This window comes from Pseudomonas sp. KBN10P06128, assembly GCF_037574945.1.
Lineage (GTDB): Bacteria > Pseudomonadota > Gammaproteobacteria > Pseudomonadales > Pseudomonadaceae > Pseudomonas > Pseudomonas aeruginosa.
Window position 1 is genome coordinate 3,631,575 of record NZ_JBBELR010000001.1, and the last position, 17,909, is coordinate 3,649,483.

At 70.7% G+C, this 17,909-nt stretch carries 11 protein-coding genes; 2 read left to right on the forward strand and 9 right to left on the reverse strand.

Going from position 1 to position 17,909, the window contains the following annotated elements; translation table 11 throughout:
* Positions 1–27: 27 nt before the first annotated feature.
* The 9 genes from VQ065_RS17195 to VQ065_RS17235 all read right to left on the reverse strand — a co-directional run bounded on the left by VQ065_RS17195 (position 28) and on the right by VQ065_RS17235 (position 16,819).
* The gene (locus VQ065_RS17195; RefSeq protein WP_014603824.1) at positions 28–6,405 is read right to left on the reverse strand and encodes a non-ribosomal peptide synthetase; all 6,378 of its coding nucleotides are present in this window, start codon (positions 6,403–6,405) and stop codon (positions 28–30) included.
* Between the two features lie 19 nt (positions 6,406–6,424).
* A complete protein-coding gene (locus tag VQ065_RS17200) occupies positions 6,425–7,444 on the reverse strand; it encodes a TauD/TfdA family dioxygenase (protein ID WP_003089370.1) in 1,020 nt (339 codons plus the stop codon).
* Positions 7,441–8,529, reverse strand: coding sequence for a TauD/TfdA family dioxygenase (locus VQ065_RS17205; RefSeq protein ID WP_003089373.1), 1,089 nt, complete (start codon positions 8,527–8,529; stop codon positions 7,441–7,443). The genes VQ065_RS17200 and VQ065_RS17205 overlap by 4 nt, the downstream gene beginning before the upstream one ends.
* A gap of 28 nt (positions 8,530–8,557) precedes the next feature.
* A complete protein-coding gene (locus tag VQ065_RS17210; RefSeq protein WP_023098658.1) occupies positions 8,558–12,307 on the reverse strand; it encodes a non-ribosomal peptide synthetase in 3,750 nt (1,249 codons plus the stop codon).
* Positions 12,308–12,402: 95 nt separating this feature from the next.
* Entirely contained in the window at positions 12,403–13,020 is a 618-nt protein-coding gene (locus VQ065_RS17215; protein WP_003089383.1) for a LysE family translocator, read from the reverse strand.
* Positions 13,021–13,129: 109 nt separating this feature from the next.
* The gene (locus tag VQ065_RS17220; protein WP_340080437.1) at positions 13,130–13,996 is read right to left on the reverse strand and encodes an ABC transporter permease; all 867 of its coding nucleotides are present in this window, start codon (positions 13,994–13,996) and stop codon (positions 13,130–13,132) included.
* A 16-nt stretch (positions 13,997–14,012) separates the two neighbouring features.
* Positions 14,013–14,861, reverse strand: a complete 849-nt coding sequence (locus VQ065_RS17225; RefSeq protein ID WP_003089387.1) for an ABC transporter ATP-binding protein — start codon at positions 14,859–14,861, stop codon at positions 14,013–14,015.
* Between the two features lie 7 nt (positions 14,862–14,868).
* Positions 14,869–15,891: an ABC transporter substrate-binding protein gene (locus VQ065_RS17230; protein ID WP_003089389.1), complete on the reverse strand. Its 1,023-nt coding sequence runs from the start codon at positions 15,889–15,891 to the stop codon at positions 14,869–14,871.
* Between the two features lie 40 nt (positions 15,892–15,931).
* Positions 15,932–16,819, reverse strand: coding sequence for a TauD/TfdA dioxygenase family protein (locus VQ065_RS17235; protein ID WP_003089391.1), 888 nt, complete (start codon positions 16,817–16,819; stop codon positions 15,932–15,934).
* Between the two features lie 289 nt (positions 16,820–17,108).
* Here VQ065_RS17235 and VQ065_RS17240 point away from each other — a divergent pair, with 289 nt between their 5' ends.
* Both VQ065_RS17240 and VQ065_RS17245 read left to right on the forward strand, forming a co-directional pair.
* Positions 17,109–17,267, forward strand: a complete 159-nt coding sequence (locus VQ065_RS17240; RefSeq protein ID WP_003089396.1) for a hypothetical protein — start codon at positions 17,109–17,111, stop codon at positions 17,265–17,267.
* 54 nt (positions 17,268–17,321) lie between these two features.
* Positions 17,322–17,903: a helix-turn-helix domain-containing protein gene (locus tag VQ065_RS17245; RefSeq protein WP_003122724.1), complete on the forward strand. Its 582-nt coding sequence runs from the start codon at positions 17,322–17,324 to the stop codon at positions 17,901–17,903.
* Positions 17,904–17,909 lie beyond the last annotated feature (6 nt).

The following is a 17,909-nucleotide window of genomic DNA, read 5'->3' on the forward strand; positions in this document are numbered from 1 at the left end:
GCCAGGCGGGCGGCAGGGGCCGGCGGTTCAGGTTGCCAGGTTCGCCGGCACGCCGCCAGGCACATCGGGCGCCAGGCGCTGCCGCAGGATCGCGCAGACCTCCTCCGCCGCCGTCACCACCAGGCCGTGACCGCCGGCCAGGGTCTCCAGCTCGTAGCGGCTGGCGTGCCGCCGCCAGCCGTCGATGGCCGCCCTGGAGACGCCCGGGTCCTGCTCGCCGAGGATCGCGGTGATCGGTATCGCCAACGGCTCGCGCGGCCGGTAGCGATAGTCGGCGGCCAGGCGCGAATCGGCGCGCAGGGTGGCCAGGCTGATCTCGCGCAGCTCCGGGTCGTCGAGCACTTCCAGCGGCAGCACGTCGTACTCGCGCAGGGTTCGCAGCAACTCGGCGTCGCCCATCGCATGGAAGCGCGGGTATTCCAGGTCCGGCCCCGGAGCGCGGCTGCTGATCACGAACAACTGCCTGGCGCGCAGACCGTGCAGGCTTTCCAGGCGTGCCGCCAGTTCGTAGGCGAGCATGCCGCCGAGGCTGGCGCCGACCAGGGCGAACGGACGGTCGAGCAATGGCAGGAGCGCGTCGTCGATGGCACAGAGCATGGCCTCTACATCGGTGACGAACGGCTCGTCCTGGCGTTCCTGGCGCCCCGGATACTGGATCGCCAGCAGCTCCACGTCCGCCGGCAGGCGCGCGTCCCAACCGCGGAAAGTGCCGGCGTTGCCGCCCGCGGGCGGCAGCGCGATCAGGCGCAGGCGCGGCTGCGCGCTCCCGCTGCGCTGCAACCACAGGGCCCGGGCGCGCTCGGTGGCAGGCGGCAACGGCGGCGCGTCGGCGGCATGGCAGCGGCGCACCACTTCGCGGGCATCCGGATCGCCCTGCAACAGCCCCAGGCTCAGTTGCCTGCCGGTCAGCCGGCGCAATTCGGCGATCGCCTGCACGCCCAACAGCGAATGCCCGCCGGCGCTGGCGAAGCCCTGGTCGGCCGCCAGCGGCCGGCCGAGCACCCGGGACAACACCTTGAGCACCCGCCGCAGCTCCACGCTGTCCTCGGCCTGGACCGCCGCGGGCGGCTGCGCCGGGTCCTCGAGCAACGCCAGCAACGCCTCGCGGTAGGCGTCGGCCAATGCCTCGGCGCGCTCGGCGGGGAAACGTCCGGCGGCGTACTGGAAGCCCACCTCGAGGCGTTCGCCGGCCACCTCGAAGTCCACCGCCAGCGGCACGTCGACGTCCACCACCACCTGGTCGAGGAGGCCGCCGTGCCTTACTCCCGCCGCCGGCGCGGCGTCGTCCTGGTGGAAATCGACGAAGTTGAACAGGCTGTCCAGGCGCAACTCGCGGTTGCGCCTGCGAATCGCCGCCAGCGGATGGCGCCGATGCTCCAGGCTCGCGCGCTCGTAGTCGAATGCGCGACGGGCGCTGTCGAGCAGATCGACGGAAGCCGACAGCCGGCACGGCAGGGTATTCAGGAACAGGCCGAGCAGGCGGTCCGCTCCCGGCTCCTCGGGGCGCCCGTGGCTGACGAAGCCGCTGACCACTTCGTCGGCATCGCTGAAGCGGCACAACGCCCGGCCATGCGCCGCCAGCAGCAACGAACGCAAGGGCAGGCCGCTGCGTTCGGCCAGGGCGCGCAAGCGCGGCAGGCTGTCGGCCGGCACGTCCACGCGGACCGCCGCCATGCGCCGGGGCCCCTCCTCCGCCAGGCCGGGCAACGGCCGGTAACGGGCGCCGGCCAGGTAGTCGAGCCAGAACAGCGCCGAGCCGGCGTTGGCCTCGGCCTCGCGCTCCAGCGCCACGTAGTCGCGGAAACCTACCGCGGGCGCTTCCGCTTCCCGCGCGACGACACCGGCGAGGAGGTCGGCGTAGACCGCCAGCAGCTCGTCCACCAGGCTTTGCAGGCTCCAGCCGTCCAGCACGCTATGGTGTTCGGCGACGCCCAGGGCGAAGCGCCGCTCGTCCAGCGCCAGCGCGGCGAGGCGCACCAGCGGTGGGCGGCTCCAGTCGAACGGGGTGGCCTGCTCTTCCTCGATCCAGGCACGCAGGCGCAGGCGCCGGGCTTCCTCATCGAGGCCGCGCAGGTCTTGCACCGGCACTTCGGCGGCGACCGCCGTGGCCGGGTGGACCCATTGCAAGGGCGCCTGGCCGCCGTGCAGGTCGAAGCCGGTACGCAGGATCGCGTGGCGGCCGATCAGGATCGCCCAGGCGCGCGCCAGCAACTCGCCGTCGAGGCGTCCATGCACCTCGTGCAGGACGACGTTGTGCAACAGCCGTGGATCGCCGCTGGCCTCGCTTTGCAGGAGCATGCCCTGTTGCAGGCTGGTCATCGGATAGGCGTCGTCGAGCCCCTCCGGCAGGCGCTTGCGTTCCGCCGCCGACAACAGGGCGAACGGCTCCAGCGCCCGCGGCGCCGAGGTCGCGGCCGCATCCGCCGGGTTCGCCGGAGCGGCCAGCAGGCGCGCCAGTTCGCGGATGCTCTGGTGGTTGAACACGTCGCGCAGGGTAAAGGCAAGCCCGGCCTGGCGCGCCATGACCTGCATCTGGATCAGGCGGATGGAGTCGCCGCCGACCTGGAAGAAGTTGTCGCTGACGCCGATCGCCGGGCGTTTCAGCACGCTCTTCCAGATATCCAGGAGGGCCGCCTCGGTGGCATTGGCCGGCGCTTCCAGGGGCTGCGCGGCCGCCTCGGCGGCCAGCGCCGCCAACAGCGCGCGACGGTCGAGCTTGCCTTCGGCGGTCAGCGGCAGGCGTTCGACCCGGGCGATCCGGCTCGGCAGCATGTAGGCCGGCAGGCGCGCCTCGAGGAAGCCACGCAGGGCCTGCTCGCTCAGCTCGCCGCCAAGGGCCGCGGCGGGGCGCGGCGCGAGCGCACGCCAGTCGATGCGCTCGGCCAGCGACTCGGCATAGCCCGGGCGCACCGCGTAGCAGTTGTAACGGTCGGTACCCTCCAGCAGCGCGTCCTGACGGATGCTCACCTCGAAGCCATGGCGGCGCAGCAGGTCGCTCAAGGCATCGGCGCGGCCGGCGGTGGCACCGTCGCGCTTGTCATGGACCTCCAGGACGATCTGCCGGACCTTGGCCAGCGCCGCATCGTCGAGACCGAGCAGCACATCCATTTCCGCGCGCTGCACGTCGATCTTCAGCAGGTCGATACGCTCCAGGCCCAGTTCGCCGATCACCTGGTCGAGGCGGCGCAGGCGGCAGCGGTGGGCTTCGGCGCGCAGGCGGTCATCGAGGATTTCGTCGATGTTGTCCAGCAGCAGGTTGGCCCCGCCCTCCTCGCCCTGGTTGCTCAGGTAGCGTCGGATGACGTCGCGTTCGCCGCTGGCGTCGGCGTACTCGGCGATCCCGGAGAAGGTCGAGTAGCCCGGATAGTAGGTGAAGGTTTCCTCGCGCTCGGCGTCGGACAGGCCGATGCCGAATACCTCGACCTGCGGTGCGTAGCGTCCGAGGTTGGCCTCCAGGCGCCGGCGGATCGGCGCCAGCGGCTCGAAGGCGACCACTCGCGCGCGCGGCGCGCGGCTGGCGATGTACAACGAGAACAGGCCGATGTTGGCACCGACGTCGAGGACCACCGCGTCCGGCGGCAGGACGATGCCGTCGCGGCTGTAGACCTCGTCGACGAAGATTTCCTGGTAGACGTACTCGGTTTCGTTGAGGTTCAGTCCGGCGACCCGGTGCCCGCTGGGCAGGTCGACTTCCAGCCAGGACTCGTCCGCGGTCTCCCCGGCGGCGGTGACGAAGGCGACGATCCGGCGATCCGTGCCCGGCTCGGCCGCATCGGCCTCGTCGGTGAGTACCGCCGCCTCGCCCACTGCCGGGTGTTCCAGCAACGCGCTGCGGATCTCGCCCAGTTCGATGCGGTAGCCGTTGATCTTCACCTGTTCGTCGATCCGCCCGAGGAACTCCAGGCAACCGTCGGCGCGCCAGCGCACCAGGTCGCCGCTGCGGTACAGGCGGCCGCTGCCCGGCCAGCCCTCCTCGAGGAAGCGCCCGGCCGCCTCGCCGGCGTCGCCGGCATAGCCGCGCGCCACCCCGGCGCCGCCGATCCACAGTTCGCCGCTGGCGCCACGGGTCTTGCGACGACCGAGGCCATCGACCACATGCAGGTCGACGTTGGCCAGGGCGCGGCCGATGGTCGGCCGCGCATGCTCGGCGACCCGCGCCAGGCTGGCGTTCACCGTGGCTTCGGTAGGACCGTAGAGATTGAACACCTGGCAGCGGCGCCAGCCGGCGGCGACCTCCCAGGACGCTTCGTCGAAGCGCTCGCCCCCTACCAGGATGCGCCCGGGCAGCGCCGGGTGGGCATCGTCGAGGCCGGCCTGGAGCAGCAGGCGGAACAGCGACGGGGTGCAGTCGAGCACGTCGATGCGCCGTTCTTCGAGGAACCCCAGCATCCGCTGCGGATCGCTGCGCACCTCCTGCGGCACCAGGACCAGGCAATGGCCGGAGAGCAACTGGAGAATCTGCTTGATCGAGGAATCGAAGGAGAACGGCGCGTTGACCGTCACCCGCAGGCCCTCGCCCACCACGTTCGCGTATACCGTGCGCGCCAGGGCCTGGGACAGGTTGAGCGCGCTGGCGTGCTCGACCACCACGCCTTTGGGCTGACCGCTGGTGCCCGAGGTGAAGATCATGTAGGCCGCATCGCGCCCGCCCGGCGCCGGCAGGCTCATGCCGCTGCCGGCAAGCGGCAGCGTCGACAGGTCCAGGCAGGCCCCGGCGAAGGCCTCGCGGGCGCGCCCGGCGCACTCGGCATCGGCAAGGGCGAAGACGATCCCGCCCGCTTCGCGCATCCGCTCCACCCGCGCCGCCGGAAACTCCGGATTGACCGGGGTGTACACCGCCGCCGCGCGCATCACCCCGAGCAGGGCGACGATCGCCTCGCGGTTGCGCCCGGTCATCACCGCCACCGCCTGGCCGGGCCGCACGCCGGCAGCCAGCAGCGCTTCGGCGACCGCTTCGCTGCGCGCGCGCAGCGTGGCGAAATCCAGGCTGCCGTGGGCATCCAGCAACGCCGGCGCCTGCGGCTGCAGGGCGGCGCGCAGATCGAACGCGGCCACCAGGGATTCCACCGGCGCGGGCTCCACGCGCTCGCCCTGCCAGGCCTGGTAGCGCTCGCGCTCGGCCGCGCCGATCAACGGCAGCCCGGCCAGTGGCAGTTGCCTGTCGGCGGCGATGCTTTCCAGGCATTCGACCCAGGCGTCGAGCAAGCGCCCGGCCAGCGTTCCGTCATGGTCGCGGCGGACCCGCAGGCTTGCCAGCCGGCCTTCGCCGTGGGGCAGCACCTGCAACTCGAGGAACCCGCCTAGCGGCGGCTGCCGGCAATCCAGCTCGGCCACCCCGGCGCCATCCAGTTCGCCCGCCAGCCAGGCGAAGCCCAACTCGGCGAGCGGCCAGTCGGGGGCAAAGGGATCGCGCAGGGCCGCCGCCTCCTCCTGGGCGAGGATCGCCGCCTGGAGGGCGTCGAGCCGCTCGCCGACGCTGCCCGCGCGGACATTCTCCAGGCACAGCGGCGCGACCCCGGCGAACGGTCCGGCCAGCTCGGCGAACTCGTTGAACAGGCGCCCCGAGACCAGTCGCGCCATTTCCAGCGGCAGTCCCTCGTCGCCCTGGAACTGCCCGGCGACCTGGGTCCAGGCCAGCAGGGCGGCCGCCTCCGGCAAGCCGTTGGCGGCCAGGCCTTCGAGCAGCGCGCGCGGCAGCAGGCGCCGCGCCGTCCACTCGCCTTCGCCCAGGTCGTCCGCCAGCGCCAGCGGATTCTCCGCCGCAGCGGCCGCCTGCTCGCGCCAGTAGCCGCTGGCGCTTTCGCCGTCTTCGCCGGCCAGCGCCTCGTTGGCCCATTCGGAGAAATGCTGGAACAGCAGCGCCTCGGCCCCCTCGTCCACGCTCGCCGGGCCGGCCTGCCCCAGGCCGCGGCGCAGCAGCGCCGCCAGGCTGGCCGCATCGACGACGAACGCCGGCGCCGCCAGCAACAGCCCCTGGAGCGTCTCTCCGGCGGCGTCCAGCAGCAGGCCGAGCGCCAGCACCGGCTGGCCTTCCCCGCCCAGGGGCGCAGCGGCGAGACGTGCGCTTTCGCGCGCGAAGCGCCCGGCCCAGTCGCCGTCTCCCGGCAGGCGCTCGACCAGCAGATCGGCCGCGCGTCCATCCAGTACCTGCACCGGCAGGCTCATGCCCGGCATCGTCCGGTAAGCCACGCGCAGTTGCGCCTCGCCGTCCAGCGCCCGGCGCAGCCGCTCCAGCGTCGCCGCGGGATCGGCCGGGGCGTGCAGGCGCACGCCGACAACGGTATTTTCCGGCCGCTCGGCATGACGGCGCCAGGCGCGGGTCTGCAAGGGGGACAGCGGGAATCCTTCGAGCGCTTCGCTCGCGGCCGGTTGCACAGCGGATTGCAGGTCTTCTGACGCACTCATGGCTATCCCTCGCACGGGTTCAGGGTTGGTGGACATGCAGGTCGGTCATCGCCACCAGCACCTTGCGCTCGCCGGTGTACGGCTCGCGGCCGTGGACGCTGATGAAGTTGTCGAGCATCAGGACATCGCCGCGCTCCCAGGCGAACGCGCGGGTTTCCTCGCGGTAGGCGGCGCGGATGGTGTCCAGCACCTCCGCCTCGATCGGGCTGCCGTCGCCGTAGTAGGCGTTGCGCGGCAGCCCCTGTTCGCCGACCTCGTCGAGCAAGGCCCGGGCCAGGGCCGGCGGCATGTTGGAGACATGGAACATGTGCGCGTGGTTGAACCACAGCGGCTCGCCGCTGAGCGGGTGGCGCACCATCGCCTGGCGCACCTGGCGGGTATTCAGGCGCTGGTCGTCGAGCCAGGTCCATTGGGTACCGGTCTGCCGGCAGTAGGCCTCGACCTCGGCGCGGCTGTCGGTCTGGAAGCCTTCCTGCCAGGTCAGGTCGATCTCCGGCCCGTAGTTGCGCACGTAGCACACCCCATGGCGGAGGAAGCGCTGCCTGATCGCCTCGGGTATCCGGGCGCTGACCCGGCGCTCGTCGGCCAGGGGCGTGCGGCCCTGGGTGGCGGGCGGCGTCTGGCAGTAGAAGTGGATGTAGCTCGGCCAGTTGTGCGAGTAGGACATTTCGTGGTGCGGCGGAATCCAGCCATCCGGCGAGAACTCGGTGGAAGTGAACACCCGGTGCGCCACTTCCTGGCGCGCCGCCGCGCGCTCCAGGTAGTCGAGCATGTTCGGCGAAAAGCCTTGCACGGCCTGGGAGAAGCCCTCCGCGCCGTCCACCGCGAAGCCACGGAACAGGATGCCGCCATGCCGCAGCAGGCTGTCGCGCAGCCCTGCGCCGGCGGCGGCGATCCATTGCCGCAGGTCCATGCCCGGCTGGCGCGCACGGACGATGCGCAGGTAGCCGTTGGCCGGGTCGAGCAGGCTCTCCTCCACCAGGTCGCCGGCCGAGAGCTGCCGGGGGCGCAGGCGCGGCGCGCTGAACGAGGCGCTCATGCGGCACCTCCGAGCGCCAGGCGCGAAGGTGTCGGCGGGACATCGGCGGAGGCCAGGCCGGAATACGGCGTGGACATGATGGTGAGGATCCGGCGCGGCCCGCGGAACGGCTCGCGGCCGTGCTGGGCGAGCATGTTGTCGAGGATCAGCACGTCGCCCACGCGCCAGTCGAAGCGCCGCGTCTCGCGGTCTATGGCGCTGCGGATGGTCGCCAGGGTCTGCGCCTCGATCGGGCTGCCATCGCCGTAGTAGGTCTGGTACGGCAGGTCTTCCTCGGCGACGCTGCGCAACAGCGCATCGCGCAGGCCCGGCTCGAGACTGCTGGCATGGAAGAACATGCCGTGGTTGAACCACAGGCGCTCGCCGGTATGCGGGTGGCGCTGGAACGCCGCGCGCCTCTGCCAGGTGCGCAGGTGCTCGTCGCCGATCCAGGCATGGGCGATCCGGTGCTCAGCGCAGAACGCCTCGACCTCGGCGCGGCTGTCGGTCTGGAACGCTTCGCGCCAGGACAGGCCGAGGCCAGCGCGGTAGTTGCGCACGTAGAGGATGCCCAGGCGCTCGAAGCGCTCCAGCAATTCGTCCGGCAGGTGGCGGAGCACCAACCGGTTGGCCGCCACCGGGGTGGCGCCGCCTTCGAGCGGCGCCACCTGGCAATGGAACATGATGTACAGCGGCCAGTCGGCGGTATAGGACTGCTCGTTATGCAGGAAGATCGGCTGGTCCAGCGGATGCTCGGTGGAGGTGTAGACCTCGCCGCTGACCTGGCTGCGCGGCGAGGAACGCTCCTTGTAGTCGAGCAGTTGCGGAGCGAAGGCGGCGGCGGCGGCGCGGAAGCGCTCTGCCGAGTCGACCTCGAAGCCTCTCAGCAACAGGCCGCCAGCCAGATTCAGGTCGTCGTGCAGGGACTGGCCCTGCTCGCGAATCCAGTCGGCCAGGGACAGGCCGGGAGCCTGTGCCTCGATCAGCAGCGGCAGGCCGTCGCGCTCCGCCGCCGGGCGCCGCACCAACGCCTCGCTGCTGCGCGGGGTGAGATTGCGCGGCCGGGCGAAGCCGCGACCGGTGAGACTGGGAGCTGTTCGTTCCATCGCTGTTCTCCGTGGGGGACTCGAGTCGTCAGGAAGCGTTGCAGCCCTCCGGCGACATGCGTTTCGAGGTAGGTTCGCCGGCGTTCGCCAGCAGGCGCCGCTCCCAGGCCTGGTGCAGGCGCTCGATGCGGTGCAGGTCGAAGATCGCGCTGGCCCCGGTCCAGACCGCCAGCCAGCCCTGCGGCTGGTCTTCCAGCCAGAGCGTCAGGTCCAGGCGCGCGCCGGGCACCGGGATGAAGTCGGCTTCGACGCGCACCCCGGCATCCACCGCCGGGGCCGCCCGACCGTTGTGCGCGCCGCAGGCGATGCGGATCGGCAGGCCGCTGGCGCCGCGCTGGCGCAGGGCCTGGGTCACGCATTCGAGGGGCACGTCCTGGTGTTCGAGCAGTTCCAGCAGGTCATGGCCGACCTGGCGCAGGCGCCACTCCGCGGACTGCCCCGGACGCAGGCCGACCGCCAGCGGCAGGAGGTTGACGAAGCAGCCGACCAGCCCCTGCATTTCCAGGCGCGAACGCCCGGCCAGGGCCACGCCGACGAGCAGGTCGTCGACGCCCAGTTCGGCGCCGAGCACTTCGGCGAAGGCTTGCAGCGCAGCGCTGAACGGGCTTACCGAGGCGCGTTCGGCCAGCGTCCGGCAGGCGGCATGGGCGGCGGCGGAAACTGGCAGGGCAAGGCGCTGGCCGGCGCGCCCGCCGCGCTCCTCCCGGCGCGCCGCCGCGGCGCCGGGAGCCTTCGCCAGCGGCAACAGACGCTCCGCCCAGCGCTCGGCGACGCGCTCCAGGCGGCCCGAGGCCAACGCCGCGCGCTCGCGGGCGGCGACCTGTTCCGGCGTGCTGGCGAGCGCGGCCAGGCGGCCGCCATCGAGCAGCGTCTTCAGCTCCGCGGCGAAGACCGCCAGCGACACATCGTCGAAGGCGTAGTGATGGACGCTGAGCAGGAGGTCGGCGCGCGCGCTGTCGCGGGTGACGACCAGCAGCAGGCGCGCCGGCGCCTCATGGGCGAGGTCGAAGACTCGCGCGCCCTCACGGCGCACGCCATCCTCCAGCAGCCGCTCGGCGTGGGCGGCGTCGCTCGCCAGCAGGCGTTGCAGCGGCACCGCATGCGCCGCCAGCGCATGCGGCTGCGGCCCGTCGACGCCCGTTTCGACACGCCGGCGCAGCGCCACATGCCGTTCCAGCAACTGGCGCAAGGCCTGTTCGATGGCGTCGGCCGTGGCGCCGACTATGCGCAGGTGGGCCAGCAGGTTGTAGGAGGTGTCCTCCGGCGCCAGTTGCTGGGCCACCCACAGGCGCCGTTCGGCGAGGCTCAGCCCGGCGGCGCCGGCGCTCGGCTCCGGCTCGTCGCCCTCGGGCGCGGCCTGGCGCAGCAGTTCCAGCAGGGCCTCGGGGGTCGCCGGGCCGCCGGCGAACGCCTGCAACGGTACGCGGCGGGACAGTCGCTGGCGCAGCGTCGCGAGCAGGTGCACCGCCCGCAGGGAATCGCCGCCGGCGGCGTAGAAACCCTGCCCGGCGCGCGGCGGCGCGCCAAGCTGCGCCTGCCAGGCCTGGTGCAGCGCCTGTTCCAGCGGATCGCCGGGCAGCGCCTGCGGCTCGGCGTCGGTCGCCTGGGGACGCGGCAGGGCCTTGCGGTCGATCTTGCCGTTGAGCGTCTTGGGCAGCTCCGCCAGGACCACGAACGCCGACGGCAACATGTAGTGCGGCAGGCTTTGCCCAAGGTGCTCGTTCAGCGCCTGGAGCGGCGGGGCGAACGGCGCCGCCAGGTAGCCGACCAGCCGACGCAGGCCGGCGCTGTCCTCGGTGAGCATGGCGCAGGCTTCGCTCACCCCGGGAAAACTCGCCAGGCACGAGGCGATCTCGCCCAGCTCGATGCGGAAGCCGTTGAACTTGACCTGGTCGTCGAGCCGGCCGAGGTGTTCCAGCACGCCGTCCTCGCGCATGCGTACGCGGTCGCCGGTGCGATAGCGGCGCTCGCCGCTGCCCGGATCGACGCGGAAACGCTCGGCGGTCTGCTCCGGCTTGCCGAAATAGCCACGCGCCAGGCCGATGCCGCCGAGGTACAGCTCCCCGGCCACGCCCAGCGGCAGCGGCGCCTCGAAGCCGTCGAGCACCTCCACCGTGGTGCCGGGCAGCGGTCGGCCGATGGGCGGCTCGTCGAGCGCTTCGGCGTGCAGGTCCAGTTCGTGCACCGTCGAATAGGTGGTGTCCTCGGTCGGCCCGTAGAGATTGACCAGGCGCCGTACCTGGGGTTGGCCACGAATCTGTCGCACCAGGTGGCTGCGCAGCGGTTCGCCGGCCAGGTTCAGCGTGCGCACCCCGCCCGGCAGGTCGCCGAGGGCGAGCAGCGCGGCGCACACCGAGGGCACGGTATTGAGCAGGCTGATCTCGTCGCGGCGCGGGTAGTCCGGCAGGCTGAACAGGTTCTCCACCAGGTGCAGCGTGCCGCCTTCGGCCAGGGTGCCGAACAGCTCGTAGACCGACAGGTCGAAGCACACCGAGGTCGCCGCCAGTACCCCGCTCCATTCTTCGGCGGCGTAGTGCTGGCCGGCCCAGCGCAGGAAGGCATGGGCGCTGCCGTGCTCGATGGCGACGCCCTTGGGGCGTCCGGTGGATCCGGAGGTATAGATGATGTAGGCGAGGTGCTCGGCGCCGACCTCGCTCGCGGGCAGCGCCAGGTCGTTCGCCTGGTCGCCGCCCTCCTCCAGCGCCAGGCATGGCCGGCCCAGCGCGGCGACCCGCTCGTGGGTGCTGGCGTCGACCAGCACCAGCAGGCAGTCGGCGTCGTCGAGCATGTAGGCCACCCGTTCCTCCGGGTAGGCCGGGTCCAGCGGGACGTAGCAACCGCCGGCGCGGAGCACGCCGAGCAGGCCGACCAGCAGGCCGCTGTCGCGCCGCAGGCAGACCCCGACCCGCTGCTCCGGAGCCACCCCGGCGGCGCGCAGGCGCGCGGCGAGCGCGGCGCTTTCGCGCTCCAGCTCGGCATAGCTGAGGCTGCGGTCGGCGGCGTGCACGGCGATGCGCTGCGGCGTGCGCCGCGCCTGGGCCTCGAACAGATGGTGAAGTACGCCGCGCGGCGGCGCGGCCTGGGGCTCGCTGCGCAGGGCCTGCAAACGGCGCTCTTCGTCGGCGTCCAGCCAGGGCAGCCGGCCGACGCAGGCCTGGGCGTCGACCAGGCCGCGCGCCAGGCGCGCGAGATGGCCGGCGATGCGCCGCAATCCGTCGTACTGGGGATCGCGCAGAGCCAGGCCGACGCTGCCGTCCGCCGCCAGCACCAGGGCCAGCCAGCCGGGGCTGCTCGCCGTCGGCCGCGCCGCCAGCACCTGGACCGCGCAGCGCCCGGCCAGGGCGGCGCGCTCCTGGCCCTCGGCGGAGAGCTGCCGCCGGGCATCGTCGAGTTCTTCCGCCAGCCGCGCGCTACGTTCGGCGGACGACTCCAGCGCCCGGTAGGCGGAACGTAGCAGCGCGGGCGCCTGCCGCCCGCGCACCGTGATCGGCTCGGGAAAACCCAGGGTGATCTCTTCGTTGCCGTAGCGTCCCAGCAGTACCAGGAACGCCGCCAGCCAGTGCGCCGCCGGGAACGCTTGCGCGGCCGCCTCCGGCTCGAACCATTGCCAGGCGCAATGCGGGTCGCGCAAGGCGATCCGCCCCGGCAGTTCCAGCCCCAGCGGGGCGCCTTGCAGGTAGCGTCGCTCCTGCGCAACCTCCGGGCGCGCTGCGCGTCCCGCGGTCAGCGCCTTGCCCGACGAAAAGCTGCGTAACGGTAAGCCATGTCGCTCCTGCATCGCTCTCCCCCTTCCGAGGCTGGGCACCGAGCGAAAAACTCTTCACGAAATGGCGACGAGTTACGAGCTAATACAACTGATAGGGTGGTGACAGGTCAGGCCGAATGATTTTCCGCCAGGATCGGGTACAGCGACGCGACCAACAGCAGCGCCATCCCTACGTTGAACACCCGCAGCCAGCGCGGATCGCGCAGCACGTTGCGCAGCATGCTGCCGAAACCGGCCCAGATTCCGATGGTCGGCGCGTTGATCAGGGCGAAGACCGTCGAGATCACCACCACGTTGGTGAAGTAGCCCTGCAACGGGGTGTAGGTGCTGATGGCGCCGACCGCCATCACCCAGGCCTTCGGGTTGACCCACTGGAACGCCGCCGCGCCCCAGTAGCTCAACGGCTTGCCACGTCCCTCCGGGTCGTTGCCGGCCGGGCCGGAGGTGGCGATCTTCCAGGCCAGGTACAGCAGGTAGGCCGCGCCGACGTAGCGCAGGATGGTGTACAGCACCGGGTAGGCCTCGAACACCGTGCCCAAGCCGAAGCCCACCGCCATCACCATGATGAAGAAGCCGCAACTGATCCCGAGGATGTGCGGGATGGAGCGGACGAAACCGAAGTTGACCCCCGAGGCCAGCAACATGGTGTTGTTCGGACCGGGCGTGACGGAGGTGACGAAGGCGAACAGGGAGAACGCCAGCAGCAGATCCACGGAGAGCGACATTCGTTCCATCCTTTGAAGTGGGTGCGGGCAAGACGTTACTCCGCTTTGCCGCCGCGCCAGCGCAACAGTTGCCGAGAAAGTTGCCGTAACACTCCACCCGTCCGCCGCCCTAGCGTTGCACTCCCCAGCGCTTCACCGTGAGGCGCTCGATGCTGCCGAACACCAGGTTCTCCACCAGCAGGCCGATCAGCACCACCACCGCCAGGCCGGCGAATACCTTGTCGGTGTACAGCTCGTTGCGGTTCTGGAAAATGTACCAGCCGAGCCCGCCCTTGCCGCTGCTCGCGCCGAACACCAGTTCCGCGGCGATCAGCGTGCGCCAGGCGAAGGCCCAGCCGATCTTCAGCCCGGCGAGAATCGACGGCAGCGCCGCCGGCACCAGGATCAGCAGGACGAAGCGCAGGCCGCGCAGGCCGTAGTTGCGCCCGGCCATGCGCAGGGTCTCCGAGACACCGAGGAAACCGGCATAGGTGTTCAGCGCCAGCGCCCAGAGCACCGAATGCACCAGCACGAAGATCAGGCTGCTCTGGCCCAGGCCGAACCAGAGCAGCGCCAGCGGCAGCAGCGCGATCGCAGGCAGCGGGTTGAACATCGCCGTGAGGGTCCCGAGCAGGTCGCGGCCCAACTGCGTGGAGACCGCCAGGCTGGTCAGAACGAAGGCCAGGACGATCCCCAGCAGGTAGCCCTTGAACAGCACCAGCAGGGAGATCCCCGCCTTGGCCGGCAGTTCGCCGCTGGCCAGGCCCTCGCCGAGGGCCCTGGCCGTCTGCAGGAAGCCTGGCAGCAGCAGGTCGTTGCCCTGGACCCGCGCCGCCAGCTCCCAGGCCAGCGCCAGCAGCGCCAGGATCAGCCCCTTGCGCAGCCAGCCCTGTTGCCAGAGACGCTGGCCCAGGGGCAGGCGCCGCTCCAGGGGGACCTCCAGCAGGGGTTCGAGCTGGATTTCGTATTCTTCGCGGACGCGCGTGACTCGACTCATCGATCGGTTCCTCTGCTCAGTGGGCCAGCCGGATATCGGCGAAGTCGAGCGTCTCGGCCGCCGTCGGTTCGCCGCCCTCGTCGAACAGCAAGCGGTGGATGCGTCGCGCCGCGGCTTGCAGCGCTTCGCCGCCCAGGCTGTGCAGCCCGAACGGGTGGCCGTGCACTTCGGCCCGGACCCGCCCCGGGTGCGGCGACAGCAGCAGGATGCGGTTGCCCACCACCAACGCCTCCTCGATGGAATGGGTGACGAACAGCAGGGTGAAACGCACCTCTTCCCACAGGCGCAGCAGCTCTTCCTGCATCTTTCGCCGGGTCAGCGCGTCCAGCGCGGCGAACGGCTCGTCCATCAGCAGGATCTTCGGCTGCATCGCCAGCGCCCGGGCGATCGCCACCCGCGCCTTCATGCCCCCGGACAGCGTGTGCGGGTAGGCCTCGGCGAAGCCCGCCAGGCCGACCTTCTCGAGGCATTCGTCGGCGCGTCGCTCGGCCTCGTCGCGCGCCACCTGGCCGGACACCCGCAAGGGAAACAGCACGTTCTGCCGTACGGTCTTCCATGGCGGCAACTGGTCGAACTCCTGGAACACCACGATACGGTCGGGGCCGGGCGCCCTGACCGCCTGTCCCTGAAGGCGGATCTCGCCCTCGCTGGGCGTGATGAAGCCAGCCACCGCCTTGAGCAGGGTCGACTTGCCGCAGCCGGACGGGCCGAGCAGGACGAAGCGATCGGCCGGGTCGACTTCGAAGCTGACCCGCTGGGTGGCCCGCACCACGCGCGAGCGGGTGCGGTATTCGAGGCTGACTCCGTCCACCGCCAGCAGGGCGTCGGCGGGGAGCGTGGAAGGTTGGCGGGAGGCAGCGTTCATCGGCGTCTCAACTCCCCTGCAACGGCGCGCCGTCCTGGAAGAAATAGTCCTGCCAGGAGGCCGGCTTGTTGCGGATCGCACCGACCCGGTAGAGGAACTCCGCCAGCGGATAGGTGTTCTTCGGCGTGACGCTGAACTCCACCTGCGGATTGGCGATGATCTTCAGCAGCGCGGCGCGATCGATCTTCGCCCCGGTCACCCGGATATAGGTGTCGGCGGCCGCCGCCTTGTCGTTCTGGGCGAAGGCCGCCGCTTCCTTCAGCGCCTCGACGAAGGCCCGGTAGGTCTTCGGGTTGTCCTGGCGGAACTTCTCCGTGGCGAACAGCACGGTCGGCGAATTCGGCCCCAACAGCTCGTAGCTGTCGAGCACCACGTGGACCTTCGGGTTGGCCAGCGCCTGGTCCTGGAACGGCGGGTTGGAGAAATGCCCGGTCAGCTCGGTGCCGCCGGCCACCAGCGCGGCGGTGGCGTCCGGGTGCGGCAGCGCCACGGTGTACTTGTCGAGGCGGTCGAACTGCTTGTCGCCCCACTGCTTCGCCGCGGCGTACTGGAGGAAGCGCGACTGCACCGAAACCCCCACCGCCGGCACGGCGATGCGATCCCCGGCGCCGAAGTCGGCGATGCTCCTGACCCGCGGGTCGTTGCTCAGCAGGTAGTAGGGGAAGTTGCCCAGCGAGGCCACCGCCTTGACGTTCTGGCGCCCGCGGGTACGGTCCCAGATGGTCAGCAGCGGACCGACGCCGGCACCGGCGATATCGATCGCCCCGGACAGCAGTGCATCGTTGACCGCCGCGCCGCCGGACAGTTGGGTCCAGTCGACCTTGATTTGCAGGCCCTCGGCCTGGCCGTGCTTTTCGATCAGGCGCTGGTCGCGGACCACGTTGAGCAGCAGGTAGACGATGCCGAACTGCTCGGCGATGCGGATCTCGCCCTCGGCCTGCGCCGGCCGGCTGGCCAGCAGCGTGGTGGCGAGGCTCAGGCCCAGGCCGAGCGCGGCGACCAGGCGGGTGAAACGGGGAATGCGGTTCATGGAAACGCTCCTGGCGAAAAGGGGGAAGCGCGCGCCGTCGTCAGAACGGCGCGTCGCCCTGGATGGTGGTGCGGTAGAGCTTGCGCCGCAGGTGGGCCGGGCAACCGCCGGCGAGATGGATCAGCGAGCGGTTGTCCCAGAACACCAGGTCATGCGCCTGCCAGCGATGCCGGTAGATGTGCTCGGGGCGCACGCTGTGCGCATACAGCTCGGCGAGCAGTTGGGCGCTCTCGTCGGCCGGCAGGCCGACGATGCGGGTGGTGAAACCTTCGCTGACGAACAGCGCCTTGCGCCCGCTTTCCGGGTGGGTGCGCACGATCGGATGGACCACTTCGCGCACCTCGGCGAGCTGGGCGGCGCTCAGGGTCGGCCGCCAGTTGCCCTCGAAGCGCGGTTCGCTGTAGCGGGCGGTATAGGAATGCGCCGCCGTGCGTCCCTCGATCGCCTTGCGCAGGGCCTCCGGCAAGCTGTCCCAGGCCTTGTGCATGTCGGCGAACAGAGTATCGCCGCCCTCCTTCGGCAGCTCCTGGGCATGCAGCATCGAGCCGAGGCTCGGCAGCTCCTTATAGGAAAGGTCGGAGTGCCAGAACTTGCCGGCATCGCCGAGACCGACGGGCTGGCCGTTCTCGACGATGTTGGAAACGATGAGGATCTCCGGATGCCCTGGGAGCAGGAACTGCTTCAGCACATGGATCTGCAACTCACCGAAGCGCCGGCTGAAGGCGATCTGCTGCGCCGGGGTGATGCGCTGCTCGCGGAACACCAGCACATGGTGGTCCAGGTGCGCCCGATGGATACGGCGGAAGTCCTCGGCGGCCAGGGGCAACCCGAGGTCGAGGCCGAGCACCTCGGCGCCGAACGCGGCATCGAGGGCACGGATCTGCAAGGGAACGTCGGCGCGCGCTGGCGCCGGAAGGGAAACGGACATCGCTGACTCCCACGCAAGCCCGGACACGCCGGGCACGAGATACCGCGCGAGGCGGCATGGATTCGGTGCGGCGCGCCGATTGGTCGGCAGGTACGCGAGAGTCTTTAATTTATTGGAATAAGAAAATTAATTTAAATACCTTTAAAGAATATAAATATGCTGCTCGGTACGGTTCGGCGTTCCTTGTAAGCACAAAAATGAATTAATAAATAAAAACTTAGTATTTATGGCTCTAAGCGGCGAAGGGATAGTCTGGCTGCCATCGAACCCGCCGCCCGAGGAATGCCTCATGGACCGCACCGACAACGTCATCGATTTCGCCCGCTACCGCTCGCGCCGCCAGGCACGCCGCCTGGGCGAAATGATGTGGGCGGTGTACGCCTGGCGGGCCGGCTACGCCGTGCCGCAACCGCCAGCCAGGCACGACGAGCGCAGCCGCCGGGCCTGACCGATGAACCTGCCCGCCAGCGATGGCGTCGCCCACCTGGAACTGGCCGCCGGCGTGCATACTGAACCCGATGATCTGATTGGCCAGCGCGTCGCCCACAACCTGCTGCGCCTGCGCGGCAAGCGCAATCTCTCGCTGGACGCCCTGGCGCGGATTTCCGGCGTCAGCCGGGCGATGCTGGCGCAGATCGAGTCCGGGCGCAGCGTGCCGTCGATCAAGGTGCTGTGCAAGATCGCCCAGGGCCTCAAGGTGTCGGTGGCAGCCTTCCTCGACGATCGCGCCTTCGCCGGCGTCGCCGTGCTGCCGGCGCAACAGAGCAAGCGCCTGGTCAGCGCCGACGGCGCCTTCACCAGCCGCGCGCTGTTCCCCTTCGATGTGGCGCGCCAGGTGGAGTTCTACGAACTGCGCCTGCGCGGCCTCGGCCAGGAAGACGCCGAGGCCCACGCCCCCGGCACCCAGGAGAACCTGGTGGTGGCGCAAGGGGTACTGGAAGTGCGGGTCAACGAAGAGCGCTTCCTGCTCGCCACCGGCGACTCGATCCTGTTCTACGCCGACCAGCCGCACAGCTACCGCAATCCCGCCGATAGCGAAGCGCTGGCGTACCTGGTGATGACCTACCCGGAGCGCCTGGACTGACCCCCG

Excerpts from the sequence above, each read along its gene's own strand:
- VQ065_RS17195 (WP_014603824.1), bottom strand. The coding sequence starts at position 6,405 with ATGAGTGCGTCAGAAGACCTGCAATCCGCTGTGCAACCGGCCGCGAGC.
- VQ065_RS17200 (WP_003089370.1), bottom strand. The coding sequence starts at position 7,444 with ATGAGCGCCTCGTTCAGCGCGCCGCGCCTGCGCCCCCGGCAGCTCTCG.
- VQ065_RS17205 (WP_003089373.1), bottom strand. The coding sequence starts at position 8,529 with ATGGAACGAACAGCTCCCAGTCTCACCGGTCGCGGCTTCGCCCGGCCG.
- VQ065_RS17210 (WP_023098658.1), bottom strand. The coding sequence starts at position 12,307 with ATGCAGGAGCGACATGGCTTACCGTTACGCAGCTTTTCGTCGGGCAAG.
- VQ065_RS17215 (WP_003089383.1), bottom strand. The coding sequence starts at position 13,020 with ATGTCGCTCTCCGTGGATCTGCTGCTGGCGTTCTCCCTGTTCGCCTTC.
- VQ065_RS17220 (WP_340080437.1), bottom strand. The coding sequence starts at position 13,996 with ATGAGTCGAGTCACGCGCGTCCGCGAAGAATACGAAATCCAGCTCGAA.
- VQ065_RS17225 (WP_003089387.1), bottom strand. The coding sequence starts at position 14,861 with ATGAACGCTGCCTCCCGCCAACCTTCCACGCTCCCCGCCGACGCCCTG.
- VQ065_RS17230 (WP_003089389.1), bottom strand. The coding sequence starts at position 15,891 with ATGAACCGCATTCCCCGTTTCACCCGCCTGGTCGCCGCGCTCGGCCTG.
- VQ065_RS17235 (WP_003089391.1), bottom strand. The coding sequence starts at position 16,819 with ATGTCCGTTTCCCTTCCGGCGCCAGCGCGCGCCGACGTTCCCTTGCAG.
- VQ065_RS17240 (WP_003089396.1), top strand. The coding sequence starts at position 17,109 with ATGGACCGCACCGACAACGTCATCGATTTCGCCCGCTACCGCTCGCGC.